The sequence below is a fragment of the uncultured Campylobacter sp. genome, assembly GCF_938039245.1.
GTDB lineage: Bacteria > Campylobacterota > Campylobacteria > Campylobacterales > Campylobacteraceae > Campylobacter_A.
Map to the genome: position 1 here is coordinate 13,682 of NZ_CALHVN010000013.1, position 23,740 is coordinate 37,421.

The 23,740-nt window shown below is 47.1% G+C and carries 22 protein-coding genes; 8 read left to right on the forward strand and 14 right to left on the reverse strand.

Going from position 1 to position 23,740, the window contains the following annotated elements; all coding sequences use genetic code 11:
- Nucleotides 1–132: 132 nt before the first annotated feature.
- The 5 genes from Q0218_RS02560 (at nucleotide 133) to Q0218_RS02580 (ending at nucleotide 3,053) form a co-directional block, all read left to right on the forward strand.
- The gene (locus tag Q0218_RS02560; RefSeq protein ID WP_297965954.1) at nucleotides 133–285 is read left to right on the forward strand and encodes a hypothetical protein; all 153 of its coding nucleotides are present in this window, start codon (nucleotides 133–135) and stop codon (nucleotides 283–285) included.
- The gene (gene recJ / locus Q0218_RS02565; RefSeq protein WP_297965986.1) at nucleotides 275–1,846 is read left to right on the forward strand and encodes a single-stranded-DNA-specific exonuclease RecJ; all 1,572 of its coding nucleotides are present in this window, start codon (nucleotides 275–277) and stop codon (nucleotides 1,844–1,846) included. The genes Q0218_RS02560 and recJ overlap by 11 nt, the downstream gene beginning before the upstream one ends.
- Nucleotides 1,847–1,898: 52 nt before the next feature.
- A complete protein-coding gene (locus Q0218_RS02570) occupies nucleotides 1,899–2,210 on the forward strand; it encodes a hypothetical protein (protein WP_297965956.1) in 312 nt (103 codons plus the stop codon).
- 220 nt (nucleotides 2,211–2,430) lie between these two features.
- Nucleotides 2,431–2,832 (forward strand): dephospho-CoA kinase, encoded by a 402-nt coding sequence (locus tag Q0218_RS02575; RefSeq protein WP_297965957.1) that lies wholly within the window; start codon nucleotides 2,431–2,433, stop codon nucleotides 2,830–2,832.
- A gap of 98 nt (nucleotides 2,833–2,930) precedes the next feature.
- On the forward strand, nucleotides 2,931–3,053 hold the full coding sequence (locus Q0218_RS02580) for a hypothetical protein (protein WP_297965959.1): 123 nt from the start codon (nucleotides 2,931–2,933) through the stop codon (nucleotides 3,051–3,053).
- A 445-nt stretch (nucleotides 3,054–3,498) separates the two neighbouring features.
- Here the strand turns inward: Q0218_RS02580 and Q0218_RS02585 are convergent, their stop codons facing one another.
- From Q0218_RS02585 to rpmI, 5 genes are all read right to left on the reverse strand, one after another.
- Nucleotides 3,499–4,179 carry a DUF4304 domain-containing protein gene (locus Q0218_RS02585; protein WP_297965960.1) on the reverse strand — a complete coding sequence of 227 codons (681 nt, stop codon included), beginning with the start codon at nucleotides 4,177–4,179 and terminating at the stop codon, nucleotides 3,499–3,501.
- Between the two features lie 10 nt (nucleotides 4,180–4,189).
- On the reverse strand, nucleotides 4,190–4,690 hold the full coding sequence (locus tag Q0218_RS02590; RefSeq protein ID WP_297965962.1) for a hypothetical protein: 501 nt from the start codon (nucleotides 4,688–4,690) through the stop codon (nucleotides 4,190–4,192).
- A gap of 264 nt (nucleotides 4,691–4,954) precedes the next feature.
- A complete protein-coding gene (locus Q0218_RS02595; RefSeq protein ID WP_297965963.1) occupies nucleotides 4,955–5,443 on the reverse strand; it encodes a hypothetical protein in 489 nt (162 codons plus the stop codon).
- 158 nt (nucleotides 5,444–5,601) lie between these two features.
- On the reverse strand, nucleotides 5,602–5,955 hold the full coding sequence (gene rplT / locus Q0218_RS02600; RefSeq protein ID WP_002944116.1) for a 50S ribosomal protein L20: 354 nt from the start codon (nucleotides 5,953–5,955) through the stop codon (nucleotides 5,602–5,604).
- 82 nt (nucleotides 5,956–6,037) lie between these two features.
- On the reverse strand, nucleotides 6,038–6,229 hold the full coding sequence (gene rpmI, locus Q0218_RS02605; protein ID WP_297965965.1) for a 50S ribosomal protein L35: 192 nt from the start codon (nucleotides 6,227–6,229) through the stop codon (nucleotides 6,038–6,040).
- Between the two features lie 212 nt (nucleotides 6,230–6,441).
- Between rpmI and Q0218_RS02610 the strand changes: the two genes are divergently transcribed.
- From Q0218_RS02610 to tsaD, 3 genes are all read left to right on the forward strand, one after another.
- Complete coding sequence (locus tag Q0218_RS02610) at nucleotides 6,442–7,941, forward strand: C69 family dipeptidase (protein ID WP_297965966.1); 1,500 nt, start codon at nucleotides 6,442–6,444, stop codon at nucleotides 7,939–7,941.
- 223 nt (nucleotides 7,942–8,164) lie between these two features.
- Entirely contained in the window at nucleotides 8,165–9,493 is a 1,329-nt protein-coding gene (creD, locus tag Q0218_RS02615; protein WP_297965967.1) for a cell envelope integrity protein CreD, read from the forward strand.
- Between the two features lie 676 nt (nucleotides 9,494–10,169).
- Nucleotides 10,170–11,168, forward strand: coding sequence for a tRNA (adenosine(37)-N6)-threonylcarbamoyltransferase complex transferase subunit TsaD (tsaD, locus tag Q0218_RS02620; protein WP_297965988.1), 999 nt, complete (start codon nucleotides 10,170–10,172; stop codon nucleotides 11,166–11,168).
- A gap of 364 nt (nucleotides 11,169–11,532) precedes the next feature.
- Here the strand turns inward: tsaD and Q0218_RS02625 are convergent, their stop codons facing one another.
- From Q0218_RS02625 to Q0218_RS02665, 9 genes are all read right to left on the reverse strand, one after another.
- Nucleotides 11,533–11,760, reverse strand: a complete 228-nt coding sequence (locus tag Q0218_RS02625) for a hypothetical protein (RefSeq protein ID WP_297965969.1) — start codon at nucleotides 11,758–11,760, stop codon at nucleotides 11,533–11,535.
- 4 nt (nucleotides 11,761–11,764) lie between these two features.
- Nucleotides 11,765–12,034 carry a hypothetical protein gene (locus Q0218_RS02630; protein ID WP_297965970.1) on the reverse strand — a complete coding sequence of 90 codons (270 nt, stop codon included), beginning with the start codon at nucleotides 12,032–12,034 and terminating at the stop codon, nucleotides 11,765–11,767.
- A gap of 296 nt (nucleotides 12,035–12,330) precedes the next feature.
- Nucleotides 12,331–13,203 (reverse strand): 3'(2'),5'-bisphosphate nucleotidase CysQ, encoded by an 873-nt coding sequence (locus Q0218_RS02635; protein ID WP_297965972.1) that lies wholly within the window; start codon nucleotides 13,201–13,203, stop codon nucleotides 12,331–12,333.
- A gap of 340 nt (nucleotides 13,204–13,543) precedes the next feature.
- Entirely contained in the window at nucleotides 13,544–14,818 is a 1,275-nt protein-coding gene (locus tag Q0218_RS02640; RefSeq protein WP_297965973.1) for a citrate synthase, read from the reverse strand.
- A complete protein-coding gene (locus Q0218_RS02645; RefSeq protein WP_297965975.1) occupies nucleotides 14,815–15,987 on the reverse strand; it encodes a cation:proton antiporter in 1,173 nt (390 codons plus the stop codon). Before Q0218_RS02645 ends, Q0218_RS02640 begins: the two co-directional genes overlap by 4 nt.
- Nucleotides 15,988–16,384: 397 nt before the next feature.
- A complete protein-coding gene (locus Q0218_RS02650) occupies nucleotides 16,385–17,911 on the reverse strand; it encodes a flagellin B (RefSeq protein WP_297965977.1) in 1,527 nt (508 codons plus the stop codon).
- Between the two features lie 384 nt (nucleotides 17,912–18,295).
- A complete protein-coding gene (locus Q0218_RS02655; protein ID WP_297965978.1) occupies nucleotides 18,296–19,135 on the reverse strand; it encodes a biotin synthase in 840 nt (279 codons plus the stop codon).
- A 308-nt stretch (nucleotides 19,136–19,443) separates the two neighbouring features.
- Entirely contained in the window at nucleotides 19,444–21,552 is a 2,109-nt protein-coding gene (topA, locus tag Q0218_RS02660; protein WP_297965980.1) for a type I DNA topoisomerase, read from the reverse strand.
- Nucleotides 21,553–21,764: 212 nt separating this feature from the next.
- Nucleotides 21,765–23,006, reverse strand: coding sequence for a uracil-xanthine permease family protein (locus Q0218_RS02665; protein ID WP_297965982.1), 1,242 nt, complete (start codon nucleotides 23,004–23,006; stop codon nucleotides 21,765–21,767).
- Nucleotides 23,007–23,740: the final 734 nt, after the last annotated feature.

Sequence of the window (23,740 nt, forward strand, 5' to 3'; positions counted from 1 at the left end):
ACATCTTAACCTAGGTTGAAATATAATAACCAATATCATTTCAAATATAATTTCGACTCGCTGGAAATTATAAGAAATTAAATTTCAAAAAGCTATAATTTGCGCATTAGAAAATAAAAAAGAAGGAAAAAGATGAAATTTGAACCAAAATTTAGCCTTTTTTGCGGCACGGTAGGGGTAAATTTGACCCTCGAGGCGAGCGAAAATTTAGGCAAAAACGGTAGCAAGGCGGCGAAATTTGACGGCGAGGCTTACGCAAAAGCCCGTCAAAACGATGTTAAATAAGGAAAAGATAAAGGAATTACTGAACCAAAGATTTGAAAAGGACATTCACAAAAAACTTTCAGAAATTCCTACGCCTGATGCGTTAAAGGATATATTTAAGGGTGCCGAGCGTATAAAGCGCGCAATCGAGCAAAACGAAAAGATCGTTATCGTAGGCGACTACGACGTAGACGGCGTGATCGCCAGCGTCATAATGGCCGAGTTTTTCGACGACATGGGCGTTAGCGAGTATTTCGTGCGTATCCCAAACCGCTTTAGCGACGGCTACGGGCTAAATCCGCAAATCGTCGAAGAGATCGCGGACGCCAACCTCATCGTGACCGTAGATAACGGCATCTCGGCAAACGACGCGGCTCAAATTTGCAAACAAAAAGGCATCGATCTCATCATCACCGATCACCACATGCCGCCCGACGTCCTGCCCGAGGCCTACGCGATCATAAACCCGAAGCAAAAGGATTGCCACTTTCCAAACGTCGAAATTTGCGGCGCTCAGGTCGCGTGGTATCTAGTCGGCGCACTAAAAGACGTGTGCCGCATCAACTACGATATGGGTAAATTTCTCGACCTCCTAGCCATCGCGATAATCGCCGACATGATGGAGCTTCGCGACCTAAACCGCATCCTGGTTAAGCTTGGCGTAAACCGCCTAAACAGCTCGCGCAGGCCCGCGTTTACCGCGATAAAGCAGCTTTACGGCAAAGATAAATTCGAGTGCGATGACATTAGCTTTCTCATCGCGCCGCTCATCAACTCCTCGGGCCGTATGGACGATGCGAGCGTGTCTTTTGAGTTTTTACGCGCCAAAAATTTAGACCGTGCCTGCGAATGCCTCGACACCATCGTGAGCTTTAACAACTCGCGCAAGGAGGAGGAGCGCACGCTTTTTGAGTGCTCGCTAAAGGACGTGCGCGAGGACGAGCATATTATCGTGACGTGGGGCAGGGGCTGGCACGAGGGCGTCATCGGTATCGTCGCATCGCGTCTGGCTAAGCAGTTTAAAAAGCCCGCCATCGTCTTTAGCATCGACGAAAACCGCGCCAAAGGCAGCGCTAGAAGCGTGGGCAAGCTAGACATCCTCTCGATCATCGCTAGCCACGAAAAGCTGCTTGCGGGCTACGGCGGACACAAGGGGGCAGCCGGTATCGTGATAGATCCGGCAAATTTAGAAGCGTTTAAAAACGCGATAAATAGCTCGTGTATGCTGATGGATTTGCACGAATTTAGCGCGTTTGACGAGCCGTTAGGCGAGATAGAAGCCGGCGAAGTGGACTTTGAGCTGCTTGAAATTTTGGAGCATTTCGAGCCCTACGGACAGAAAAATCCGCGCCCGCTCTTTGAGATCAAATCCGCCGTCGTCAAAAACAAAAAACTAATCGGCAGGGAGCAAAATCACTTAAAGCTCATCCTGCAAAAAGACGGTAAATGCCTAGAGGCGCTGTTTTTTAACTTCACTCGCGAGCCGCATACGGGCGAGAGCATAGACCTAGTTTTTTCGGTATCAAAAAACTCGTTTCGCGGACTCGTCACGCCGCAGCTACTGGTAAAAGAGATATCGTAAATTCGGCTCGCTTTGCTTGGAATAAATTTAGAGATTTTTCGGCGGTAAATTTATGGCTAAATCTAAACAAATGAAAAATAAACCTAGTAAAAAGAAAACTATTTTTAGTCAGTCGGTAATCGAAAAAATTTTATTTTATACGTTTATCGCTATCGTCGCCATTATCCTCTATATCATTAGCACGTTTACTCATAACAAGAAAAAGATAGTCTGCGAAGAACAGCCGCCCGAAGTCATACTAGCAGCGCTCATAGAAGGTACGCCGGACACGATAAAAGAGGTAATGAAAAAGGTAAACTGTAGAGAAGTAGAAGTATACAGGCATTCTCGACATAAAAGATTTTTCTCAAGAAGAATGCGCTAAGTAAATTTAAATTTAATCCTGGTGTCTAAAATTTATGCTTAAATTCGACAAAGTCATGCGATAAATTTTCAAATCGCACCGCAAAACGGTAATTTATCGCGAATAAAATACGAAATTTTAAAATTGACGAGTCAAATTTAGAGTCTTGTAAAATTTATTTTTGATATTTGCCGTCTCATTTAAGGCGTGACTCTAGTTTTATATCGAATTTAAAAACAAAATGCTGCAATTTAAACGCGCAATCGTCATCACGGGCAGCATCGGCAGCGGCAAGAGCACGGTTTGCGAGATACTGCGCGAGCGAGGATTTGAGATCATCGACGCAGACTCTATCGCTCACGAACAGCTAAATTTGTGCGCGAGCGAGGTCGCGGCGGAGTTTGGAGACGAGGTTTTAAGTGGAGGCGAGGCGCAAAGGCTTGTATTTGCGAGGGTTTATTTTGCGCAGCCTGCGTTTTTGTTGCTTGACGAGGCGACTTCGGCGCTTGATAGCGCACTGGCAAAAGAGCTTTTAGCTCAGATAAAGCGCGATTTTCCGTACCTTGGCGTACTAGCTATCACGCACCAAGAGGAGCTTAAATTTATTTTTGACAAGGTTGTGGATATTGGCTCTAGCGAGTAAATGCGGCTACTCGTATCGCAAGCTTGACTTTACAAAATACGGTACGATTTTCCGTAAATTTATTAGCAGGAGAAAAGATAAAAAAGGTTTTATTTTCATTGATTTTAGGCGCGTTCGTACTGATCGGCTGCGGAAGCGACGAGGCAAAAACGCCTGAGGAATTGGGCGCAGCAGTCGTGAAAACCATCAAAAATAACCCGGCGGGTATTGTTCTTGATTAAAACTAACGGCAAAGACGAGTAGGATAAAATAGCAAAAAAGATAGAAAATGAGCTAGAAAAAAAATAAATCGGATAAGATACTTGACGCATCCGTTTATAGAATAGACGTGCTGGGCCCTAGACATGCCCAGCTTGCGATTAAAGTACGCTTTTCAAGCGGAGAGAGGATTCGTAGATTTAATATTGAAAAATTTGACGAGATTTGGTATTTAAAAAATCCGTTTTAAAATTTAAATCGGGGGTCAAATCGCCCAAAAATTATTTAAAAGCAATCTTTGCTTTTTAAGTCCGGCGATAAAGCGCAAATAGCTAAATCTCGGCGGCACGCAGCGTTAATGCGCGCTATCCGTAAGCGGCAAAAGTAGCGTTTTGGGGCGAGTTGGCGTCGGCTAAGCTCGCTAGGATTGCGCCAAAAAGCAAAACGTTAAAAATTGCGATTAAAATTTTAGTGATTTAAAATTTTAAGCCCTTTTAAAAATGCAAATTTAACCGTAGCGTCGCTTTCAAAAGATTTTGCGTCAAATTCGTACGCAGAGGTAGCAAATTTATCGTAAAGCTTGTAAAATCTGCCTCTAAAAGAGCAGTCGTTTAAAAATACGTTAAAAAACGCCCCCGCAGCGTCTCTACCGCCGAAATAAAACATGAAAAAAATCGGATATAAATCGGTATCTTTTAAATTCGGATTAAATTTAGTTCCGCGTCGCATCATAAACTCCGCCGCCTTTTGCTTATCCTCAAACAGCTCAAAAATAGGCAGCGCGTAGTCCTTGATAGCCGCGCTAATATCGCGCACGCTAGGCTCAAAGCTAGCTCCGGCTAGCTGCCAGTAGCGAAACTGTTTGCGCGGCGTGAGATAGCCCAGCTGCTTAGCAAACACGAGATCAGTCGCGTAGGGTAGCTCCTCTTGCATCAGTTTTTTTAGGCTTTTGCAGTAGATCGCGACGTGCGGCAGGATCTCCACGCTACCCTCGTGATTATGCATGCTTGACTGAAAATAAATCTCAAACGAAACGTCCTTGTCGGCGCTTTTTTTACTTAGTTTTTGCCCCTTCTGCGCGGGCTTAAAGTCTGCAAAATTTGCCGCGATCTCATTGCAGCCGTTTAAAAATATCTCGCGCGGAGTCATGATTTTCCTTTTAAATTTCTCGTTTAAATTCGGGCGTTTTACTATCTGCTACGTAGTTTAGCCTAGCTTGCACGACCTTTTGCATCGCTTGATTTTTCTTGTTTTTGGCTAAAATTTGCAGCCTCCTTTTGCCGATGCGTTTGTCGGCGGCCCTTAGGATATTTGCAAGCCCCCACTCATCGGCATCAAAATGCTTTTTAAACAGCTCATCTTTGGGCGTGTCGATATATTCGCGGATAAGCTCGCCGATGCCGCTTATGCCGCTATCGTAAGGATAAAATTTCGCTAGAGGAGCGCCGCCCTGCGCTAGGCTTTTTATGCGGCCGTCTTTTAGCGCGAAATCCTTCGGGTAATCAAAAATAATCTCGCCCGCAAGCGTGATAAAATATCGCGGCAAATCAGTGCCGCCGCGCCTGCTTTGCATCCTATAAACCGCGCAGTGTATCTGAAAATCGATGCCCTCGTCCACGAGTTCGTAAAACCGTTTTTGAAGCTTACTCCAGCGTTTCATTTTTGCCCTTTATTTCGTTTTTTATGTCGATTAGCGCGCCGGAGCGTATGATAGCACGCGGCTATAAAATACATCTTCACTAAAATATAAATTTTAACTAAACATTTTTAAAATGCGACCGGACGGCGGGGCAAATTTTCAGTTCTATTTAGCGGCTAAACGTATGCTGACTCTATTCGTCTTTAAAACCGACCGCTTTTAAAGCATAAATTTGACCTAGCTTTTTTAATGGCTTTTGCAGGATTTTGGGCAAAGCAGCTAAATTTACTCGCAATCTTTGCTTTCAAGCTTTACTCGAATCAACTCTTTAGCACCCAAAAAATAGACAAAATCCACGCCGTCAGCTATCTCGCGCACAGCCTTTAACCGCGTATCCTCGCAAAATTCTTTTTTAAGTTCCTTTGTTTGCTCCTCTTTTAGCTCGGCGATATCTTTATCATTTAGTGCGTTTTCATCCATTTCTAGCCCTTTACCAAGCGCATAATGATAAACAAAACGGCGGTTTTCGCAGACGATTTTTTCTAGCGTATTTATCTCGTCGAGTTTGCTTGGAAGGCTTGAATTTAGTCGTACCAGCATCTCTTTTACGTTTGACGCTTCGCATAGGTTTTCTTTCATCTGCTCTTTTGTATATTCTACCTTGCTACCTATAAAAACCTCTACGCCGATCCAGATCGCGACGGCGATGCCTAAGATAATAAATAAAAATTTGTTGAGTTTGTTTAGATTTTGATTTAGTTTTTGCATATCCATTTTTGCTCCTTAAATTTGAGGCGTTATCTTATCAAAAAAAACGAAAAATAAAAATTAAGATTTTGATCGAAATTTGTTTTATTGCGACTTGGTAGAAACGATAAAATTTAATTGAAGTAAAGAATAAAGAAAAAGGAGCGGGAAGCCGCCCCTGGGTATTATAAAGCAGCCTTTGCTTTTGAAGCTAGCTCGCTGAAAGCTTTTGCGTCATTCATAGCTAGATCGGCTAAGATTTTTCTATCAAGCTCGATATTTGCTTTTTTAAGTCCCGCGATAAAGCGCGAATAGCTAATGTCGTTTAGGCGGCACGCAGCATTGATGCGCACTATCCACAAGCGGCGGAAGTCGCGTTTCTTGCGGCGTCTGTCGCGGTAAGCATAGACCAAACTTCTTTCTAATTGCTCTTTAGCTTTTCTAAAGTGTTTGTGTCTAGCGCTGAAAAAACCTCTAGCTAGTTTTAAAACTTTTTTATGGCGTCTTCTTCTAACTACGCCTGTTTTTACTCTTGCCATATTTATCCTTTACAAATCGGCGCTCACTGAGTGAGTCTTGCCCCAAATTCGGGGGAGTTTGGAATGACTTTTCGTCAAAAACTTAAATTCCGAGCATCGCTTTGACGCTTGCGACGTTTGTGCCGTCTACGTATTGAGGCGAGCGTAAATCTCTCTTGCGGTTGCGAGATTTTTTAGTCAAAATGTGGCTTCTAAAAGCTGAGCCTCTTTTGATCTTGTTTTTGCCCACTTTAAAACGTTTAGCAGCGCCGCGAACTGTCTTCATCTTAGGCATACTAATCCTTTTAAAATTTCTTTTACGCCTTACGCGTAAGAGTGGGATTATACCCAAAATTCCTTTAATAAATTTAAATTTGAAGGCGCGCGCGTCAAAATACAAAACAAATTTACAATACAATCTTGAAAGTAGCTTAAATTTTAGATTTAATTAATATTTTTAGTTCTATAATTTTACTTAGATTTATTATCTCAAATCAAGGAGTAACGATGAAGATGAAGTTTCTCGCCTCTGCGGCGGTAATAAGCGCGATGTTTTGCGCAAACGCGCTAGCTTGCACGACTATTTTGGTTGGAGAGGGAGCCTCAGACGACGGCTCGATGTTGATAGCTAGGAGTGCCGATAGCAAGGCGGTAAAGGCGCAGGTATTTTTGATACATCCGAAAAAAACCAATCAAAAAGGCGTCCATAGCTCAAAAGCGCACGACGGAGCAAATGATTTTACCTATCCACTGCCAAAAGAGAGTATGAGATACACGACGATAGCAAACTCCCACACTAAGCTTCACGGCGCGGTGGGCTACAATGACGCGGGCGTCGGCATCAGCGGCACCGAGACCATATACGCCAAAGACGAACTGCTAAAAATCGATCCGTATAACGAAGCTACCGGCATCACGGAAGACGATATCCCGGATGTCTTGCTGCCTCGTATGAAAAGCGCGGCGCAGGGCGTGAAGCTGCTCGGCGAGATCGTAGAAACTACGGGTGCGGGAGAGGGTTTTGGCGTAGTGTTCGTGGATAAAAACGAGCTTTGGTACTTTGAAACGGGCACGGGTCATCACTGGATGGCGGTGAAGCTACCAAAAGACGAATACTTCGTCTCCGCAAACCAAGGCAGACTACAAAACTATAAAGAAAACGATCCAAATTTCATGGGATCAAAAAATTTGATCAAATTTGCCGAGGATAACGGCGCCTACGATCCGGCAAAAGACGGCGAATTTCAGTTTACCAAAGCCTACACCAGAGACGACGAGAGGGATATGACCTACAACTATCCGCGCGTTTGCTGGGTGCAGCAGATGTTTAACCCCGAGCTAAAAGACAAGCATACCCTTGACGGCGGCAGCTATCCGGTATTTTTAAAACCGGCTAAAAAGCTAAGCGTGCAGGATCTAAAAACAGCGCTCAGATCCCACTATGACGGCACGCCGTACGATAACTACGCGAGCAAAGACGAAAATCAAAAAAATATCTACCGCGCCGTGAGCGTCTTTAGAACCTACGAGTCGCACGTGATGCAGGTACGCCCGTGGCTACCGCAAGAGATCGGCAGAGTGACCTACGTGGCGCTTGGGATGTCCGATCTTGGCGTTTATTTGCCGTATTACTACGGGCTGGATAAATTCATAGGCGGCTACGACAAAGGCTCGTATAAGGCCGACGACGAGTCGATTTATTGGACGTATAGAAAGCTGCAAACTCTCGTGATGATGGATTACGATAAGTATTCGCAGGTCGTGAAAAAGGCCTACAAGGAGTTTGAGGACGCGCTCGCGGTCAAACAGGCTAAATTTGAAGACGAATACGTCAAACTCTACAAAAAAGACAAAGCCAAAGCAAACAAGCTGCTAAACGAATTTTCGGTAAATATGATGAAAGAAGCCAAGGCTCTAACGCAAAATTTGACTAATGAAATCTTTACGATGCTAACTGATGACACCGACGCCAAGCTAAAATCGCTAAACAAAGGCAAAAAAGACTAGGCGAGCTTACGAGGCGGGCTACGGCCTGCCTTATTTGTTTTGCGATAGGCGCTATTACCGATAAGCTAGGCTAAATTTAGCGGCTAATTTTATTCGCGTAAATTTAGCCGCAGATTTTAGGCATTAAATTTAATCCGAAATTTAGCCGAAATTTCCGACTCCTTTACCGATTTATTACGATTTCTAGTTAAAATCGCAGTGAAAAAAATCAAAAGGAAATCCAATGGAAAACAAAATCATGGATAGCGTCAGAGGCGGCTTTTGGACGAAGCCAGTCATTATTTTCGTCCTGCTTTTGCTGCTGCTTATCCCGCTAGGTTTCATCAGTTCGATGATTTCTGACCGCGCCTACGTCAAACGCACCGCCGAGGAGTCCATCATGCAGCCAGTCGGCGGCGAGCTTAGGATCGAGGGGGTTTTGATCTCGGTGCCGTATAAAAAGCAAGCGGCCGTCTATAACGAAAACGGCGTACCCACGGTATCGCAGACCACCGAGCAGATCATGATAGCGCCGCAGTCTTACGAGCTATCGACCCAGCTAAATCCTCAGTATCTAAAGCGCGGTATCTTTAGCGTGCCCGTTTTTAACGGCGAAGTCGCGCTAAAAGCCAAATTTGCCCCGCTAAATTTCGAGCAGCTAAATATCGCGGAAAGCGATGTTTTACTAAGCGAGGCGACACTGATTTTAGGCGTGGGTAACAAAAAGACCTTTACCGCGTTTCCCGCGCTAAAAGCAAACGGGCAGGATCTCGCGCAGTCTTTTGCGCCGCCTAAATACTCGCCCTTTGCCCAAAGCGTCCACTACAAGCTACCCGCAAATTTAGCAAACGGCGGCTTTGAGCTAGCGGGTACGCTATCTATGCAAGGCGGGCAGAGCGCGAGCTTCGTTCCCGTCGGGCAGGATAATAAATTTGACGTAAAATCATCGTGGAGCTCGCCGTCTTTTAGCGGCGGCTGGCTACCTAAATCGCGCGAAGTTACAAGCAGCGGCTTTAACGCGCAGTGGGAGATCTCGGGTCTTAGTACTAGCGTCCCGCAGGCGTGGATCATGAACGGCGGACGCGATATACGGTTTGAGGGCGTCGAGGCTAGCTTCATCAGCCCCGTAAACAACTACTCGCTCATCGCGCGCTGCGTGACCTACGCGATCTTGTTTCTGGCGGTGCCGTTTTTGGCGATATTTTTGTGCGAAATTTACAGCCGCGTCCGTATCCACCCGATCCAGTACCTGCTCATCGGAGTCGCCGACGTGCTGTTTTACCTGCTCGTGCTCTCGTTTTCCGAGCATATCAGCTTCCTAGCCAGCTACCTCATCGCGGCCGCAGCCGTGTGCGCGACGATACTTTTCTACGGCTCGGCGATCTTTCGGGCGCGCAAATGGGGCGTATTTATCGCGCTCGTGCATGCGGTTAGCTACTGCTTGCTCTACGGCATCTTGCAGTCTGAGGACTACGCGCTTTTGATGGGCAGCGTGATGATATTTGCGGTGATAGCGCTGGTGATGTATTTGACCAGGAAGATAGATTGGTACGAAAACGGGCTGAAAATTTAGCTTTTCGGCTTGTCTTTTTGGTTTATACTTTGTTGGATTTGAAATTACGCTCGGTCACTACCGACGAGGTAGCTCCCGTCGCAAAATTTCAAATCCGCCGCGTCTAAACGCAAAAATACTTCACCCCGACTTCCCTCGCTCAAATTTGCAAATTTGAGCCGCTGAGACCCGCACCCTGAAAATGTCAAATTTAAATTTGCGGCGCGACAGTGCCAGATAAACCTACGCATAGCGCAGTAACATCTCACGTGCAGTGGGATTAGAGAGGGCTTCTGCGTCGCTGCGCTAGCAGCTGCAAGCAGACCGTAAGTAGAAACCCCTTCCTCTCCCAAAGAAAAGAAAAAAAGAGACTCTTTTGCTTCGGCTTTGCCTCGCAACTGCTAGCAGAGCGCAATTCAAGCCCCGCCCCCCCCTTTTTTTTACGCAAAGAAATCTAACTCGCAATACCAAATTTGGCATTTTAAAGGTGCGGGCCTCGATGCGTAAATTTGGATTCAAATTTATTCAAAATCGGGTCCGTCGCAAATTTACGTCAAGCGATTTGCGTGCGTATTTTGCCGCCTTTGCGAAGAAGCAGGCCGAATTTATAACCGCGAAAGCAAAAAGCGGTAAAATGCGCTAAAAAAGGAAAATTTACAAAATGAGCGGAAATTTACAACATAGCGGCTCGGGCGGGCTGATTTTGGGTATAGAAAGCAGCTGCGACGACAGCTCGGTGGCGCTACTGGACATCGAGACGCTGGAGCTAAAATTTCACAAAAAAATCTCGCAAGATGCCGAGCATTGCGCATTTGGCGGAGTGGTGCCGGAGCTAGCCGCCAGGCTGCATACGGCCGCGCTACCTAAAATTTTAGAGCAGATCAAGCCCGAGCTAGCGTACGTCAAAGCCGTCGCCGTCACGAACGAGCCGGGGCTATCCGTGAGCCTAGTTGGCGGCGTCGCGATGGCAAAGGCGCTCGCCTCATCACTGCGCGTGCCGCTAATCGCCGTAAATCACCTCGCCGGGCACGTGTATTCGCTATTTTTGTCGCAGGAGGCGCGGCTGCCTGCGGGCGTGCTGCTAGTTAGCGGCGGGCACACGATGGTGCTAGATATCGGCGCGGACGGGGCTGTCGGCGTGCTGGCTGCCACGATGGACGATAGCTTCGGCGAGAGCTTTGACAAGGTCGCAAAGATGCTGGGGCTTGGGTATCCTGGCGGCGTAGCGGTCGAAAAGGCGGCAAAAAGCGGGTGCGAGAGGTTTAAATTTACCGTGCCGCTGCTCGGCGATGCGCGCACGGCGTATAGCTTCTCGGGGCTCAAAAATCAAGTTCGCGTCGAAACCGAAAAACTTGCCGCAAGCGGGAATCTGGGCGCGCAGGATATCGCCGACATCTGTTTTGCCTTTGAAAATACGGCTTGCAAGCATATTTTAAACAAGCTGGAAAAGATCTTTGCCGAGCGTAAATTTGAGCGTTTTGGCGTCGTGGGCGGAGCGAGCGCGAACCTAAATCTGCGCTCCCGTTTGCAAGCTCTGTGTGATAAATACGGCTGTGAGCTCATCTGCGCGCCGCTGGAGTTTTGCTCCGATAACGCCGCGATGATCGCGCGCGCCGGACGCGAAAAATACCTGCGCGGCGAGTTTGCGGGGCTTGATCTGCAGGCTAGTCCTAGAAGCGAGCTAACGAGGATTTAGATTTAGTTTTAAAGCGGTGCGGCAAAATTTGAGTTTCGGTCGTAAATTCGGCTGCCATTGTCGTCAAATTTGCGTAAATTTAGCCTCTGTGCAGTGTAAAGACGCGGGTTTTGAGCGGACGGTCGGTTGCGGAAAAAGCGCGCCTACGAAATCTCCGTAAATTTAAAACCAGACTTTGCACGCCCGGGAGCAAACCGGTTAAAGCCTGATTTGTCGCGACGCCAAAAACTAAATTTATCCACATCCAAAAACAGACTGCAACCGTCTGGCAGCGCCCAAACGCAAATTTGCGTGCCTTGGCTCAAACGGCGGCAAAAACAAATCGCATTAAACTAGGCGCGCTTTGCGAGCGATAAGAGTTCGTTTAGTTTCCGCATTTTTCTAAAATCTCCCGCGGCTCGTAAATTTCTACGCCTAAATTCGGGCTTTGAGCCCTTGAAGTCATCGCTTCGGCGATCTGCGCGCCGCTCATGGGTCGGTAGGTTTTAAACAAAGATTTAGAAATGAGCCTAAAAAGTAAGATCGCTAGGCTCTCGCCTAGTCTAAAATGCTCGCGCTCACCGCGAATTAGCGGCGGATGGACGATTTGCAAGCTTTCAAAGCCTAGTTTTTCGATCTGCTCCTGCGCGCGCCCTTTGGTTTGCAGGTAAAAAATTACGCGAATTCGCGTCCGTGCCGGAAGCGGAGATTAAAATAAATCTTTTTACGCCGCTATTTTTGCCCCATTTCGCGGCTTCGAGCGAGTAGGTCAAATCGACTTTTTCGAAATTTTTGCGACTTCCGGCTTGCTTTATCGTAGTTCCCAGCGCGCAGAAAATTTCGTCGAAATTTTCGCTAGGCAGATTCGCGATCTCATCGAATTTCACGATTTTCGTTTCTAGCTTTTCGTGGCTAAAATTTAACTTTCGTCATGTCCAAACTACGATTTTTTCGTAATTTTCGTTTTGGCAGAGCAAGCGGACGAGTTAGCCGCCGACTACGCCGGTGGCACCTAGAATCAAAGCTTTTTTCATTTTATTTCCTTTTTTGCGAGTTATTTTGCCGCACTTGGGTTATTTTTAAACGAGCGGCCCTCGCGTAAAATTTACGTTATGCGGCAGAGTATGCGTGCGCTGACCCAAAAGCTTGCTACGAGCGACGCAGTTCCAGCAAAGCGCACCGTTTATAAATTTAGCTCTTTTATCGCTCGTAAAATTTCATCCTTGCGGGCTAGAAAATCCTTTGCGATAACTATAAATTCGTTATTTTTTAGCGAGGCTGCGTCGTAGATCGGGGCTTTGAGCGTCGCTAGATCGATCATCTTTGCGCCCGCGCCCGCAGCGATCATCTCGCCAGCGGCGTTATCCCAGATGGAGCTTGGCGAGTAGCGCATGTAAGCGCCCGCGAGATTTTCTGCGATGCGGCAGTATTTGATTGCCGAGCTTAGTCGCGCGATGTCCAAATTTAGGGCGCTTGCGAGCTTGCCGGCCGTTACGTTTTTGCCGCGTTTGCCGCTGATTATCGTTTGCGGCGCATGTTCTTTTGCGGCTAAAATTTGCGGGATAAACGCGCCGCTTTTATAAAGCTCTTTTTGCGTTCGTTCGCCTTTTACCGCGCTATAAATTTCGCCGGTAACGGGCACGTAGATGACGCCAAGAACTGGGCGACCGTCCTCTATGAGCGCGATGCAGACGCAAAACTCGCCGCTACCCTCGATAAAATCCTTCGTGCCGTCTAGCGGATCGATAAGCCAAAACGTCCGCGCGGACTCGCCTAAAATTTTTTCCTCCGAGCAAATTTGGATCTGCGAGCTTTTTAGCGTTTCAAATATCACAGCGTTTGCCGCGAGATCGGCCGAGGTCACGGGCGAATGATCGGTTTTTAAATTTACCTCGAAATCTCGGCGGTTTTGGCTGCGCGCACTTTCAGGTAAAGTCGAACGGGTCGCTAAAATCTCGTCGTCAAAGCCCTTGTGGGTGTAAAATTTCATTATCTCGTCGCCTGCTTTTAGAGCCGCAAGCTTGGCTAGACACAATAATTCATTTAAATTTTGCATTTTTGTTTCTTTTTGCTGCATTTTTAATATTTTGATTTTCTTGTTAAGGGGGAAGGGGCTTGAATTACGAAGTCGCTCCCTTCCCCCTTAACAATCCCCCAACCCCTACGACGTGAGAAGTGGCGACATAGCTTTGCTTACGCAAGGCGTCGCGGGCTTAGTAAATTTTGATGGAGTTAAATTTATAAATTTGAGCTCAAATTTGAACGCAAATCGATAAGCGGCTGTATTTTGCGATGAATTTAAATGTTGCGACGGAAATTTTGAGCAAGACTAGACAAATAGTCTGTCGCAGCTCAAAATTTTCTAGCTCATTTAAAGGCGCGCAAAAGACGACGCGTCACTTCGGCGTTCTGTTCGTCTCGCCCACGTATAGCTGTCTCGGCCTCACGATCTTGATGCTGTCCTGCTCTTTTAGCTCTATCCACTGACTGATCCAGCCCGGGATCCTGCCGATGACGAAAATAACCGCAAACATATCGTTTGGTATGCTAAGCGCCTTTAAAATCAGTCCCGAGTAAAAATCGACGTTCGGGTAGAGGTTGCGCGAGATGAAGTACTCGTCGTTTAGCGCGATATCCTCGATCTTTTTGGCGATTTTTAGAAGCTCGGTGTTTATGCCGATCTCGTCAAACAGCTTATCGCACATAGATTTTAGCACCTTGGCGCGCGGATCGAAGTTTTTATACACGCGGTGACCAAAGCCCATCAGCCTAAACGGATCGTTTTTGTCTTTGGCGCGGGCGATGTATTTATCTACGTTTTCTACCGAGCCGATCTGCTCTAACTGGCGGATGACGCCCTCATTTGCGCCCCCGTGAGCCCAGCCCCACAGCGCTCCGATACCAGCGGCGATACACGCATAGGGGTGCGCGTGCGTCGAGCCTACGGTGCGAACGGTCGTCGTGGAGGCGTTTTGCTCGTGGTCGGCGTGTAGCATAAAGACCGTATCTAGCGCCTTAACTTCGATAGGTTTTAGATCCACGTGCTCGTACGGATAGGCTCTCATCATGTAGAGGAAATTTTCGGTAAAGCCGCGGTCTAAATTCGGATAAATAATCGGCAACCCGCGCGAAAATCTATAAGAAAACGCCGCGATAGTAGGGATCTTTGCGATTATTCGCATCGCCATCTCGTGGTACTCCTCGGGCTTGTCCATGTTTAGGTGGTCAAAGTAAAACGCAGAAAGCGCCGAGACCGCCGCCTGCAAGATCGCCATCGGATGCGCCTTATCCGGGAAAGCGTCGAAAATTTTCATCATGCCCTCGTGGATGAAGCTACGTTTTTTAAGCTCGAGTTTAAATTCGTCGTACTGCTTTTTGTTCGGCAGCTCTTTATTTAGCAGCAGATACGCCACGTCGATGAAGGTTTTGTTTTCCGCTAGATACGCGATGTCGTAGCCGCGGTACATCAGCTCGCCTTTTAGCCCGTCGATATAAGTGATGCTAGAGCGGCACATCGCCGTCGAGGTATATCCGCGGTCAAACGTAAACATCCCCGTATCGCTAAAAAAGGTCGAGATGTCGATGACGTCGGGCCCCATCGTACCGTGCAGTATCGGAAAGTCGTAGCTTTTGCCGTTTCTGTTGTCTGTTAGCGTAACCGTATCGCTCATTTTGGCTCCTTTTGCAAATTTTTATTTTCGTAGCTCATTAGGATTTTGATACAAATCGTTACTATTATAGCCTGAGTTAGGCTCGCTAGTATGAAAGAGAAGTAAAAATTTTCATTTATACCGCCTGATTTGTAGGCTATGGTAGCAACCGCGATAAGAAGCGTTAGGGGCATCGAGTGCGAAAGCGCGTAAAGAAGGGTCTTGCGAAAACCTAGCAAATTTAAAAATACGCTCGCGCTCACGGCTCTAAACAAAGTCATAACTGTTACGATTAGTAGCGCATCCCTAACCACTCCGTCTATAAAAATAGCATTTAACTTAAACGTCGAACCGATATGAACGAAAAAAGTCGGCACCAAAAATCCAAAGCCGAAACTCGCAAGCTTATGCGGCAGGTCTTTTTTATGATCAAAAAAGGTCGCTATAAAGGTTCCTGCTACAAACGCGCCGAATGCAATCTCTAAATTTAGGTAAAGCATAAGCGCTATGATGCTAAAAAACAGCGCCATGCACAAACGGATGTCTTTTTCGGCATTATCGTAGTGAGGCATCAATATGACGCGCAGCTGCGGATACCACCAAAATAGTACGTTTAGCGCCTTAAACGCGCCAGCGCTAAGCGCCAAAAAGCCGCCCAGATATAGCGTTGTAAGCGCAAGCTCGCTACCGGCGCCAAATTTCATATACGCTCCGACGAAAGTAAGCGCGGCAATGCTAACGACCTCTCCGATGGAGCCTACGAGCATGCCTAAATTTAGCCAATCTTTATCCTTGCCGTACTCTTTAAAAAGCGTAAAAATCATCCCCACGCTCATCAAAGGAATTATCAAGATAAATAGCTTGTCGATATTAAACGCGAAGGTAGTAAATGCCGAAAGCGCATAAAGAATAGCGATATATAAGAGTCCGAGCTTTAAAATTTTCTTATCGGTGGTAAAAAATATCTTTAAATCAACCTCTGTACCCGCCAAAAACATCAGATAAAAAAATCCGACCTCGCTCACGATTTTAAACATTTCATTATGACCTATGAGCCCTAGGTATCCTGCGAGCGCGCCTAAAATAATCTCCACGGGCGCGATAGGGATGCGTAAAATTTTAGAAAAATACGGCGATGAAAAAACGATAAGAGCTAGAACGATAAGAATACTTAGTCCGTCGGTTTGCAAATTTATCCTTTCTAAAAATGCGCGATTATAGCTTAAGCTTCGTTACGGTTTGATAAATTTGCGCTAATTAAGAAGACTGCTTTGGATTAAATTTTAGGATTTGGGCTTTGAAATTTACGGCAAATACTAAGAGTAAAATAGCCGAGCGCACACTCGGCTAAAATTCACTTTTAAAAAAAGGCTCTCGCCTTTAGACAAACTTATTTGAAGAGATTTGATTAAGGCTATCTTAACCCAAAATCGCAAGCAAAGTCCCTAGCCGTAAGCAAATTTGTCAGGCTAGGAACTCGTATAAATTTACGCTATGCGGGGTTGCCCCCGCTTCGCGTAGAAATTTTACGTTTTTCCGGTTTCGTAAAGCCTAAACGGCTTTACTTCACCTAGAAACGTTTTAATACTACTGAAGTAGTCTTAAAACGTTTTGCTGAACGGAGTTAGCTTGGCTCATAGCGTAACTTCCTGATTGAGCAAGGATATTAAACTTAGAGAAGTTTGCGCTCTCGCTAGCAAAATCAACGTCTCTGATTTGAGATTCGGCTGATTTTACGTTTACTTGAGTGACCGTGATGTTGTTTACGGTTGCGACAAGCTGATTTTGAACAGAACCTAGGTCAGAGCGGATCTGATCAAGAGTTTTTTGAGCTGACTCTGCGATATCCATAACAGCCATAGCGCCGCGCAAGGTCATAACGCCCGCTGATTGATTTACGCTTAGCTCTTTACTCATTCTTGAAAAGCCCATAGCAGTAGCTACTTTTTTATCTATTTGGCCGCGAACGTCTCTTAGAGAAACAGACTGTTGCTGACCGCCGTCTGCAGAAAATGCATCCTTACTTAGATTAAGTTTAGTAGTTCCGCCGATTTTTATATCGCGTCCGTCCAAGCGAACTAGATTCAAACGACCTACGAAACCTTTGGTTAACGCAGCCGTTCCCTTACCTAGACCTTTTGAAAGGTCGCCGCCTTTTACTTGTATGCCTCGACCGTCTCGGCTAGTTAAGACCATAGTTCCAGTTTCTGCGTCTACCGAAGCCTCTACGCCGGTTTGGTCTTTTACTTTATTGATAGCATTTACTAAAGCGCCGTTGCTGTCGTTTGCTTTTACGTCAAGGTCGCCTATTTTTACGCCGTTGATAGAAAGGCTCTTGATAAGTCCTCCTGGTATCGCTACTGATGCCGTACCTCTCCAAGTTACGTCAAACGTGGCTCTAACGCCCGTTTTATTCGCTACTTTATTGATATTTTCAGCTAACGCGCCTACACCTTGACCTAAACCGGTTCCTATAGTAGCTTTAGCAACACGAACATCATTTACGCCGTCTACGTTTAAAAATTTCATATCGACAACGTTTAAAGAAGCTTTAGAAAAAGCATTCGCAAGCGTTAATAGTTTTGAACTCTCAAATCTAGTTAGACCGATCTTATCTGACGTAGTAGCGCCGATAGAAGCCTTAACAGTTTGGTTTGAGTAAGCGCCGATTTGGAATTCTTTGTTAGAGAATGTTCCGTTTAGTAGCTGCTGACCGTTGAAAGACGTAGTATTACCGATGTTGTCTAGCTCTTCCATTAGGCGAACGATATCGGCTTGCAAAGCTTGACGAGAATCGCTTGTTTGACCGTCTTGGGCTGACTGGGTAGCTTTTACCTTGATAGTATCAAGAATTTTTAGCTGCTCGTCCATAGCTTTATCGGCTACTTGGATGATACCGATAGCGTCGTTACCGTTGTTGATGGCTTGACCAAGCGCGCTAGCTTGGCTTCTTAGGCTATCAGCGATAGCAAGACCCGAAGCGTCGTCTGCTGCAGTCTGGATTCTTAGGCCTGAGCTAAGTTTACCCAAAGAAAGAGAAAGGTTGCGGTTGTTACCGACTGCGTTTGCGTGTGTGTTTAGAGCGTTTACATTCGTGTTAATACGAAAACTCATTGTAAATCCTTTTAAGTTTAATTACGACTTCTTGTCGTTCAAAAACTATATCGGACGAAATCAAAAAAACTTTAGGGAAAAAGAAAAAAAATTGCAAAAATTTTAAATTTGACGAGAAAACCCCCGAAAAATCGGGCGCAGCACAGATTAAACAAGCCAAAACGCTCGCAACCGTATGCGCAGCGCGATTTAAATCCCAAGCCCTATATAATATTGCAACGTCAAATTTAGCACCTTAGAGGCGCGAGTCTCGGTGCCTAAAATTTAGATTTTAGCGAATAGCGGCGCCTAGATAACAAAACCCGAGGCAAACGAAAACGCTAAAAAACGCGTTTAAAAATGCTACCGAAATTTGTCCCGAGCTAAACAAGAGTAAATTTTGCATCAGTGGCAAAGCGTAGCGAAGCTAAATCCTCTCGCCTTAAACTCGGCTATATCGCGGCTAGCTACCTCGCCCTTGGTCGTGAGGTAATCGCCGATGACGACGGCGGAGACGCCGTGATCAAAGATTTCGTATTGGCGTTCGCCTAAAATTTTCTCTCTACCGCCTGCTATCATCACGCGAGCGTTAGGCAGCGCGCGGACGGTATCGTCGATGATTTTTAGCGCCTCGTCCGCTCCCATAGGCGGCCGTTTGAGGCGTAGCGCATCGTTTGGGATAAAGAAATTTATCGGGCTGGAAAAGGGGTCAAGCTCTTTTAGGCTAGCTTGCAGGCTCGCGCGGTCGGCCTCGCTCTCGCCAAGGCCGTAAATGCCGCCCGTACAGAGCATTAGACCCGCTTCTTTGGCGTCGATGTTGGTCTGCCAGCGCTCGTCCCAGCTGTGCGTCGAGCAAATTTGCGGGAAAAACTCGCGCGAGGTTTCTAGGTTGTGGTTGTAGCTAAACACGCCCGCGCTTTTTAGCTCTTTTAGCTGCGGCAGCGTCGCCATGCCGTTACAAGCGATTAGCATGAGGTTTGGGACTTCTTTATTTACGGCGCGCGCGAGGCGGGCGATCTCCTCGGTCTTTTTGTCCGTGAGTCTTGCGCCGCTGGTGACTAGGCAAAAGCCCAGCGCGTGGTTCGCCGCCGCGATCCTAGCTTCGGCGACTACCTGCTCGGCGGTTTTCATTTTGTATTTTTCGATGCCGGCATTTATACTTGCGCTTTGCGTGCAGTAGCCGCAGTCCTCGGAGCAGTTGCCCGAACTCACCGAACAAATGGCGCATAACATAATAGTTTTCATTAATTTATTCCTTTTTTAGTGGCTCGTCTCGCGAGCGCTTTTCCGAGATTTCGCAAAATTTTCGCTCCGCAGGCTATATGCCTAGCGCACGCTCAATTTTGCTTCAAAACTCGAAAAATCATCTCGCGATACTTTGCCTTATCGTTTTTATGTTTAAATTTAAAATTTCTGAGTTGCAATCTATAAGGCGACGTATTTTTGCGTTTAGACGAGGCAGAAATAAGCCGAGCGAGGGCGCATACATATAGTATGTAACCGAGCTTCGGCGAAATTTCTAACGAAGTATAAACCAAAAAGACAAGCCGCCGTTATTGCTCCGCGATTTGTACTTTCTTCTTACACTTCACGCACTCGTGAAACGTCCCCTTTTTGAGCTCTTTTTTGATCATATCGCCGCCGCATTCGTCGCACTTTTCGGCGACCGGCTCGTAGTTTGAGACGAAGTCGCATTTCGGGTAGTTTGCACAGCCGTAAAATTTACCCCTGCGGCTAAATCTCTCCACGACGTCGCCGCCGCATTTTGGACACGGTACGTCGATCTTTTTGAGCTCTTTTTTCGGTTTTGCCGCAGCTTCGCCTTCCTGCGCGCCTTGTTCTGCCTTGGCGATATTGCGCGAGTATTTGCACTTAGGGAAATTTCCGCACGCGATAAACTCGCCGTAGCGTCCCTTTCGCAGCAGTAGTTCGCCGCCGCACTCGGGGCACTTTTCGCCGATCGGAGTGGCGACTTTTTGGCTTTTTATGCCCGTTTTGCCAGCCGAAATTTTATCCATAAACGGATGATAAAAATCGCTCAAAAGCTTTTGCCAGTCGGCTTTGTCTTCTGCGACGTGGTCGAGCTTTTCTTCCATATTTGAGGTAAATTCGCTATCTACGATATCGCTAAAATGCTCCTCCAAAACGCCCATCATCGTAAAGGCGATCTCGTTTGGCACGAGCTGCTTTTTCTCGACTTTGACGTAGTCGCGAGAGGTTAGCAGCGAGATAGTCGGCGCGTAGGTGCTAGGACGTCCGATGCCTAGGCTTTCTAGCTTTTTAACGAGCCCGGCCTCCGAGTAGCGAGACGGCGGTTCGGTGAAGTGCTGCGAACTTTTGATGCTTTGCAGGCTCATCGGATCGCCGATTTTTAGGTCGGGTAAAATTTTATCCTTATCCATATCGCCGTAAACGCGGTAAAATCCGTCAAACAGCACCTTGCGGCCGCTTATTTTAAACTCGCCTTTTGCGCCCGCGACGAATACGTTTTGCGTCTGGCTAATGCTAGCGCTCATCTGGCAGGCTAAAAAGCGGTTGTAGATGAGCGTGTAGAGGCGCAATGCGTCTTTTTCGAGATATTGCGCGGCGATAGCGGGCGTGAAGCTAAGATTCGTCGGACGGATCGCTTCGTGGGCTTCTTGCGCGCCTTTGCTCTTGGTTGCGTAAATTTTAGCTTTCGCCGGCAGGTAGCGTTCGCCGTACTCTTTCTCGATCGTCTCACGCGCGGCAGCGACGGCTTCTTTGGCGAGATTTAGGCTGTCCGTTCTCATATACGTTATCGCGCCCATGAAGCCCTGGTGCGTCTGCACGCCCTCGTATAAATTTTGCGCGATCATCATCGTTTTTTTCGGGCTAAAGCCTAGGCGGTTGCTCGCGCTTTGTTGTAGCGTCGAGGTCATAAACGGCGGCGCGGGCTCGGTTTTGCGCTCTTTGGCTTCGATCTCGCGGACGCTAAATTTATCGCTTTTTAGATTTTCCACGATAAATTTGGCTCGGTCGCCGTTTGTTATCGTGAGCTTTTCTATCTTTTGCGCTTCAAATTTAACTAGCTCGGCGTCAAGGTCTTTTTTGAAAACGGCGTCGATGCTGTGGTATTCGATCGGTTTAAAGTCGCGAATCTCGCGCTCGCGGTCTACGATGATTTTTAGAGCCGCGCTTTGTACGCGTCCCGCGCTTAGTCCCTTTTGGATTTTTAAATTTAACAGCGGCGAGAGCTTGTAGCCAACGATTCGGTCCAGCAAGCGGCGGGCTTGCTGCGCGTTTACGCTATCCATATTTATCGTGCGCGGGTTTTTTAAAGCGGCTTCGATGGCGCTTTTGGTGATCTCGTGAAACACGATGCGAGGCAGGCTTTCGGGTTTTTTACCGATGGCTGCGGCGATGTGGTAGGCGATAGCCTCTCCTTCGCGGTCCTCGTCGGTCGCGAGGTAGATTTGGTCGGCATTTTTGGCGAGCTCTTTGATCTCTTTTACGATTGCTGAGTGATCGGCGCTGATCCTATACTCGGGCGTAAATTTTTCGCCCTCGATCTTGATACCGAACGCCGTCTTCGGTAGGTCTCTGATATGGCCTTTTGATGCTATGACGTCGTAGCCTGGCCCAAGAAAGTTTTTTATCGTTTTGGCTTTGGCGGGAGATTCCACGATGATTAAGCTTTTCATTAATATAGCCTTTTAAATTTTTTGCGGTAATTGTAGCAAATTTTTCGCCTAAAAACGAAAGGGAGGTGAAAATTTAAACTCGCGTCAGGCTTCAAGCGGAGCGAATTTGGCGCGCTCGTAAATCTAAGCCGGGCTACCAAACAGCAAACATCCCAGCGGCTTAAATTTACACTCAACCGCGCGAAACGACTCACGCTCCGCGTAAATTTAACTTAGTACCCGTCAAAATGCTTGGTCTTAGGTAGCACCAAATTTAGCGTAATACCGATAAGCGCGCCAAGTCCCACGCCGCTAAAGCTCATCGCGCCAAAGTCCAGCACCATGCCGCCGATCGCGCAGACGAAGATGAGCGCGACGATGATCATATTGCGCGGCTCGGCCAGATCCACGCCGTTTTTGATCAGAGTCTCCATGCCCACGCTCGCGATGATACCGAAAAGCAGCAACATAATGCCGCCGATGACGGGAGCGGGGATCGTGGAGAGCGCGGCGCCGAGCTTGCCTACGAAAGCTAGCAGTATCGCAGTAAGCGCGGCAAAGGTCATGATAGCGGGATTATAGGCCTTCGTGATGCTAACCGCACCCGTGACCTCGGAGTAAGTGGTGTTTGGCGGGCCGCCGAAGCAGCCTGCTAGCGACGTCGCGAGTCCGTCGCCCAGTAGCGTGCTTTTAAGCCCCGGATTTTTTAAGAAATTTTCCTTCGTGACGTTACTGATCGCAAGCATATCGCCGATGTGCTCGATCGCGGGCGCGATGGCGATAGGCACCATGTAGATCACCGCTTCGAGTTTGAAAACCGGCGCGATAAAATTTGGCAGCGCAAACCACGGCGCATTTAAAATCGGCGTAAAATCCACGATGCCCACAAACAGCGACGCGCAATATCCCGCCGCGATACCGCAAAGTATCGGCACGAGGCGCAGCATGCCGCGGCCAAACATCATAATGGCGATAACCGCCGAGAGCGAGATGAGCGCGATAGTAAGCGACTGCCCCTGCGTATAAAGCGCCTCTTTGCCCTTGCCCATGACCATATTTACAGCTGCTGGCGAGAGGATGAGGCCGATCGTCATGATAACGGGCCCCACGACCACGGGCGGTAAAATTTTATGCAAAAACCCCTCGCCTTTGAGCCTAATAAGCAGGCTCAGAACCACGTAAAAAAGCCCCGCTGCGATCACTCCGCCCATAGTCGCGGCGATGCCCCACTCCTTCACGCCAAAGCTAAGCGGCGCGATGAACGCAAAGCTAGACGCGAGAAAGATCGGCGGGACGTTTTTGCGCGTGATTAGCTGAAACAGCAGCGTGCCGATACCCGCCGTAAACAGCGCCACGGACGTATCGAGCCCCGTTAATATCGGCACCAACACGAGTGCGCCAAACGCGACAAATAAAAACTGCACGCCGACGAGAGCGTCTTTTAGTCTAAGATTATAGCCTTCGTATTTTTCCATTTTTTCCTCTTTTTGTTTTGCGGCTTATTTTTTGATTCTTGAAATTTGCGGCATTTGTCTTGTTTTGCAGCCAAATTTAAACACAAAGCGATTTTGAAATTCGCAAAATTATAACATATTAGCAACGATTACGGCGACGAAAAAGTGTCGTTTTAAGCAAATTTTTCAAGTGAATTTTAAATTTACTCGCCGAGACCTGCACCTTTAAGATACCAAATTTAGCTTGGTTAAATTTAGCGTTATAAATTAGAGTTTTTGCGCAATTTAATCTTTCTTGTTAAGGGGAAAGGGGCTTGAATTACGCTCTGCTTTGCAGCTCTCAAAGAGAGTGCGTCCTAACAGTAGCAAACGAAGTGCGGCTAAGCACAAGGTGAGGCAAAGCCGAAGCAAAAGAGCTCCCCTTTTTTCTTTTCTTTGGGAGGGGAAGGGGCTTTACTTCGAACTTTGCGCTTATAACTACCAAAGACAGACCCGCCCCCGTCTGCTTGCAGCTGCTAGCGAAGCAACGCAGAAGCCCCCACCAACCCCACTGCACGTGAGATGTGGCGACACTGCTTTGCTCGCGCAAAGCATCGCGGGGTTCTGAGTTTAAAGTTGATATTTTCAGGGTGCGGGTCTCGGTGGGTAAAATTTGACTTCAAATTTGAACGTTAAAGAGTCAAGGCGAAGTATTTTGAGATGATTTTTGGGGTTTTGAAGTTAAAATTTGACGAAGATAAGGCATGTAGCCTATC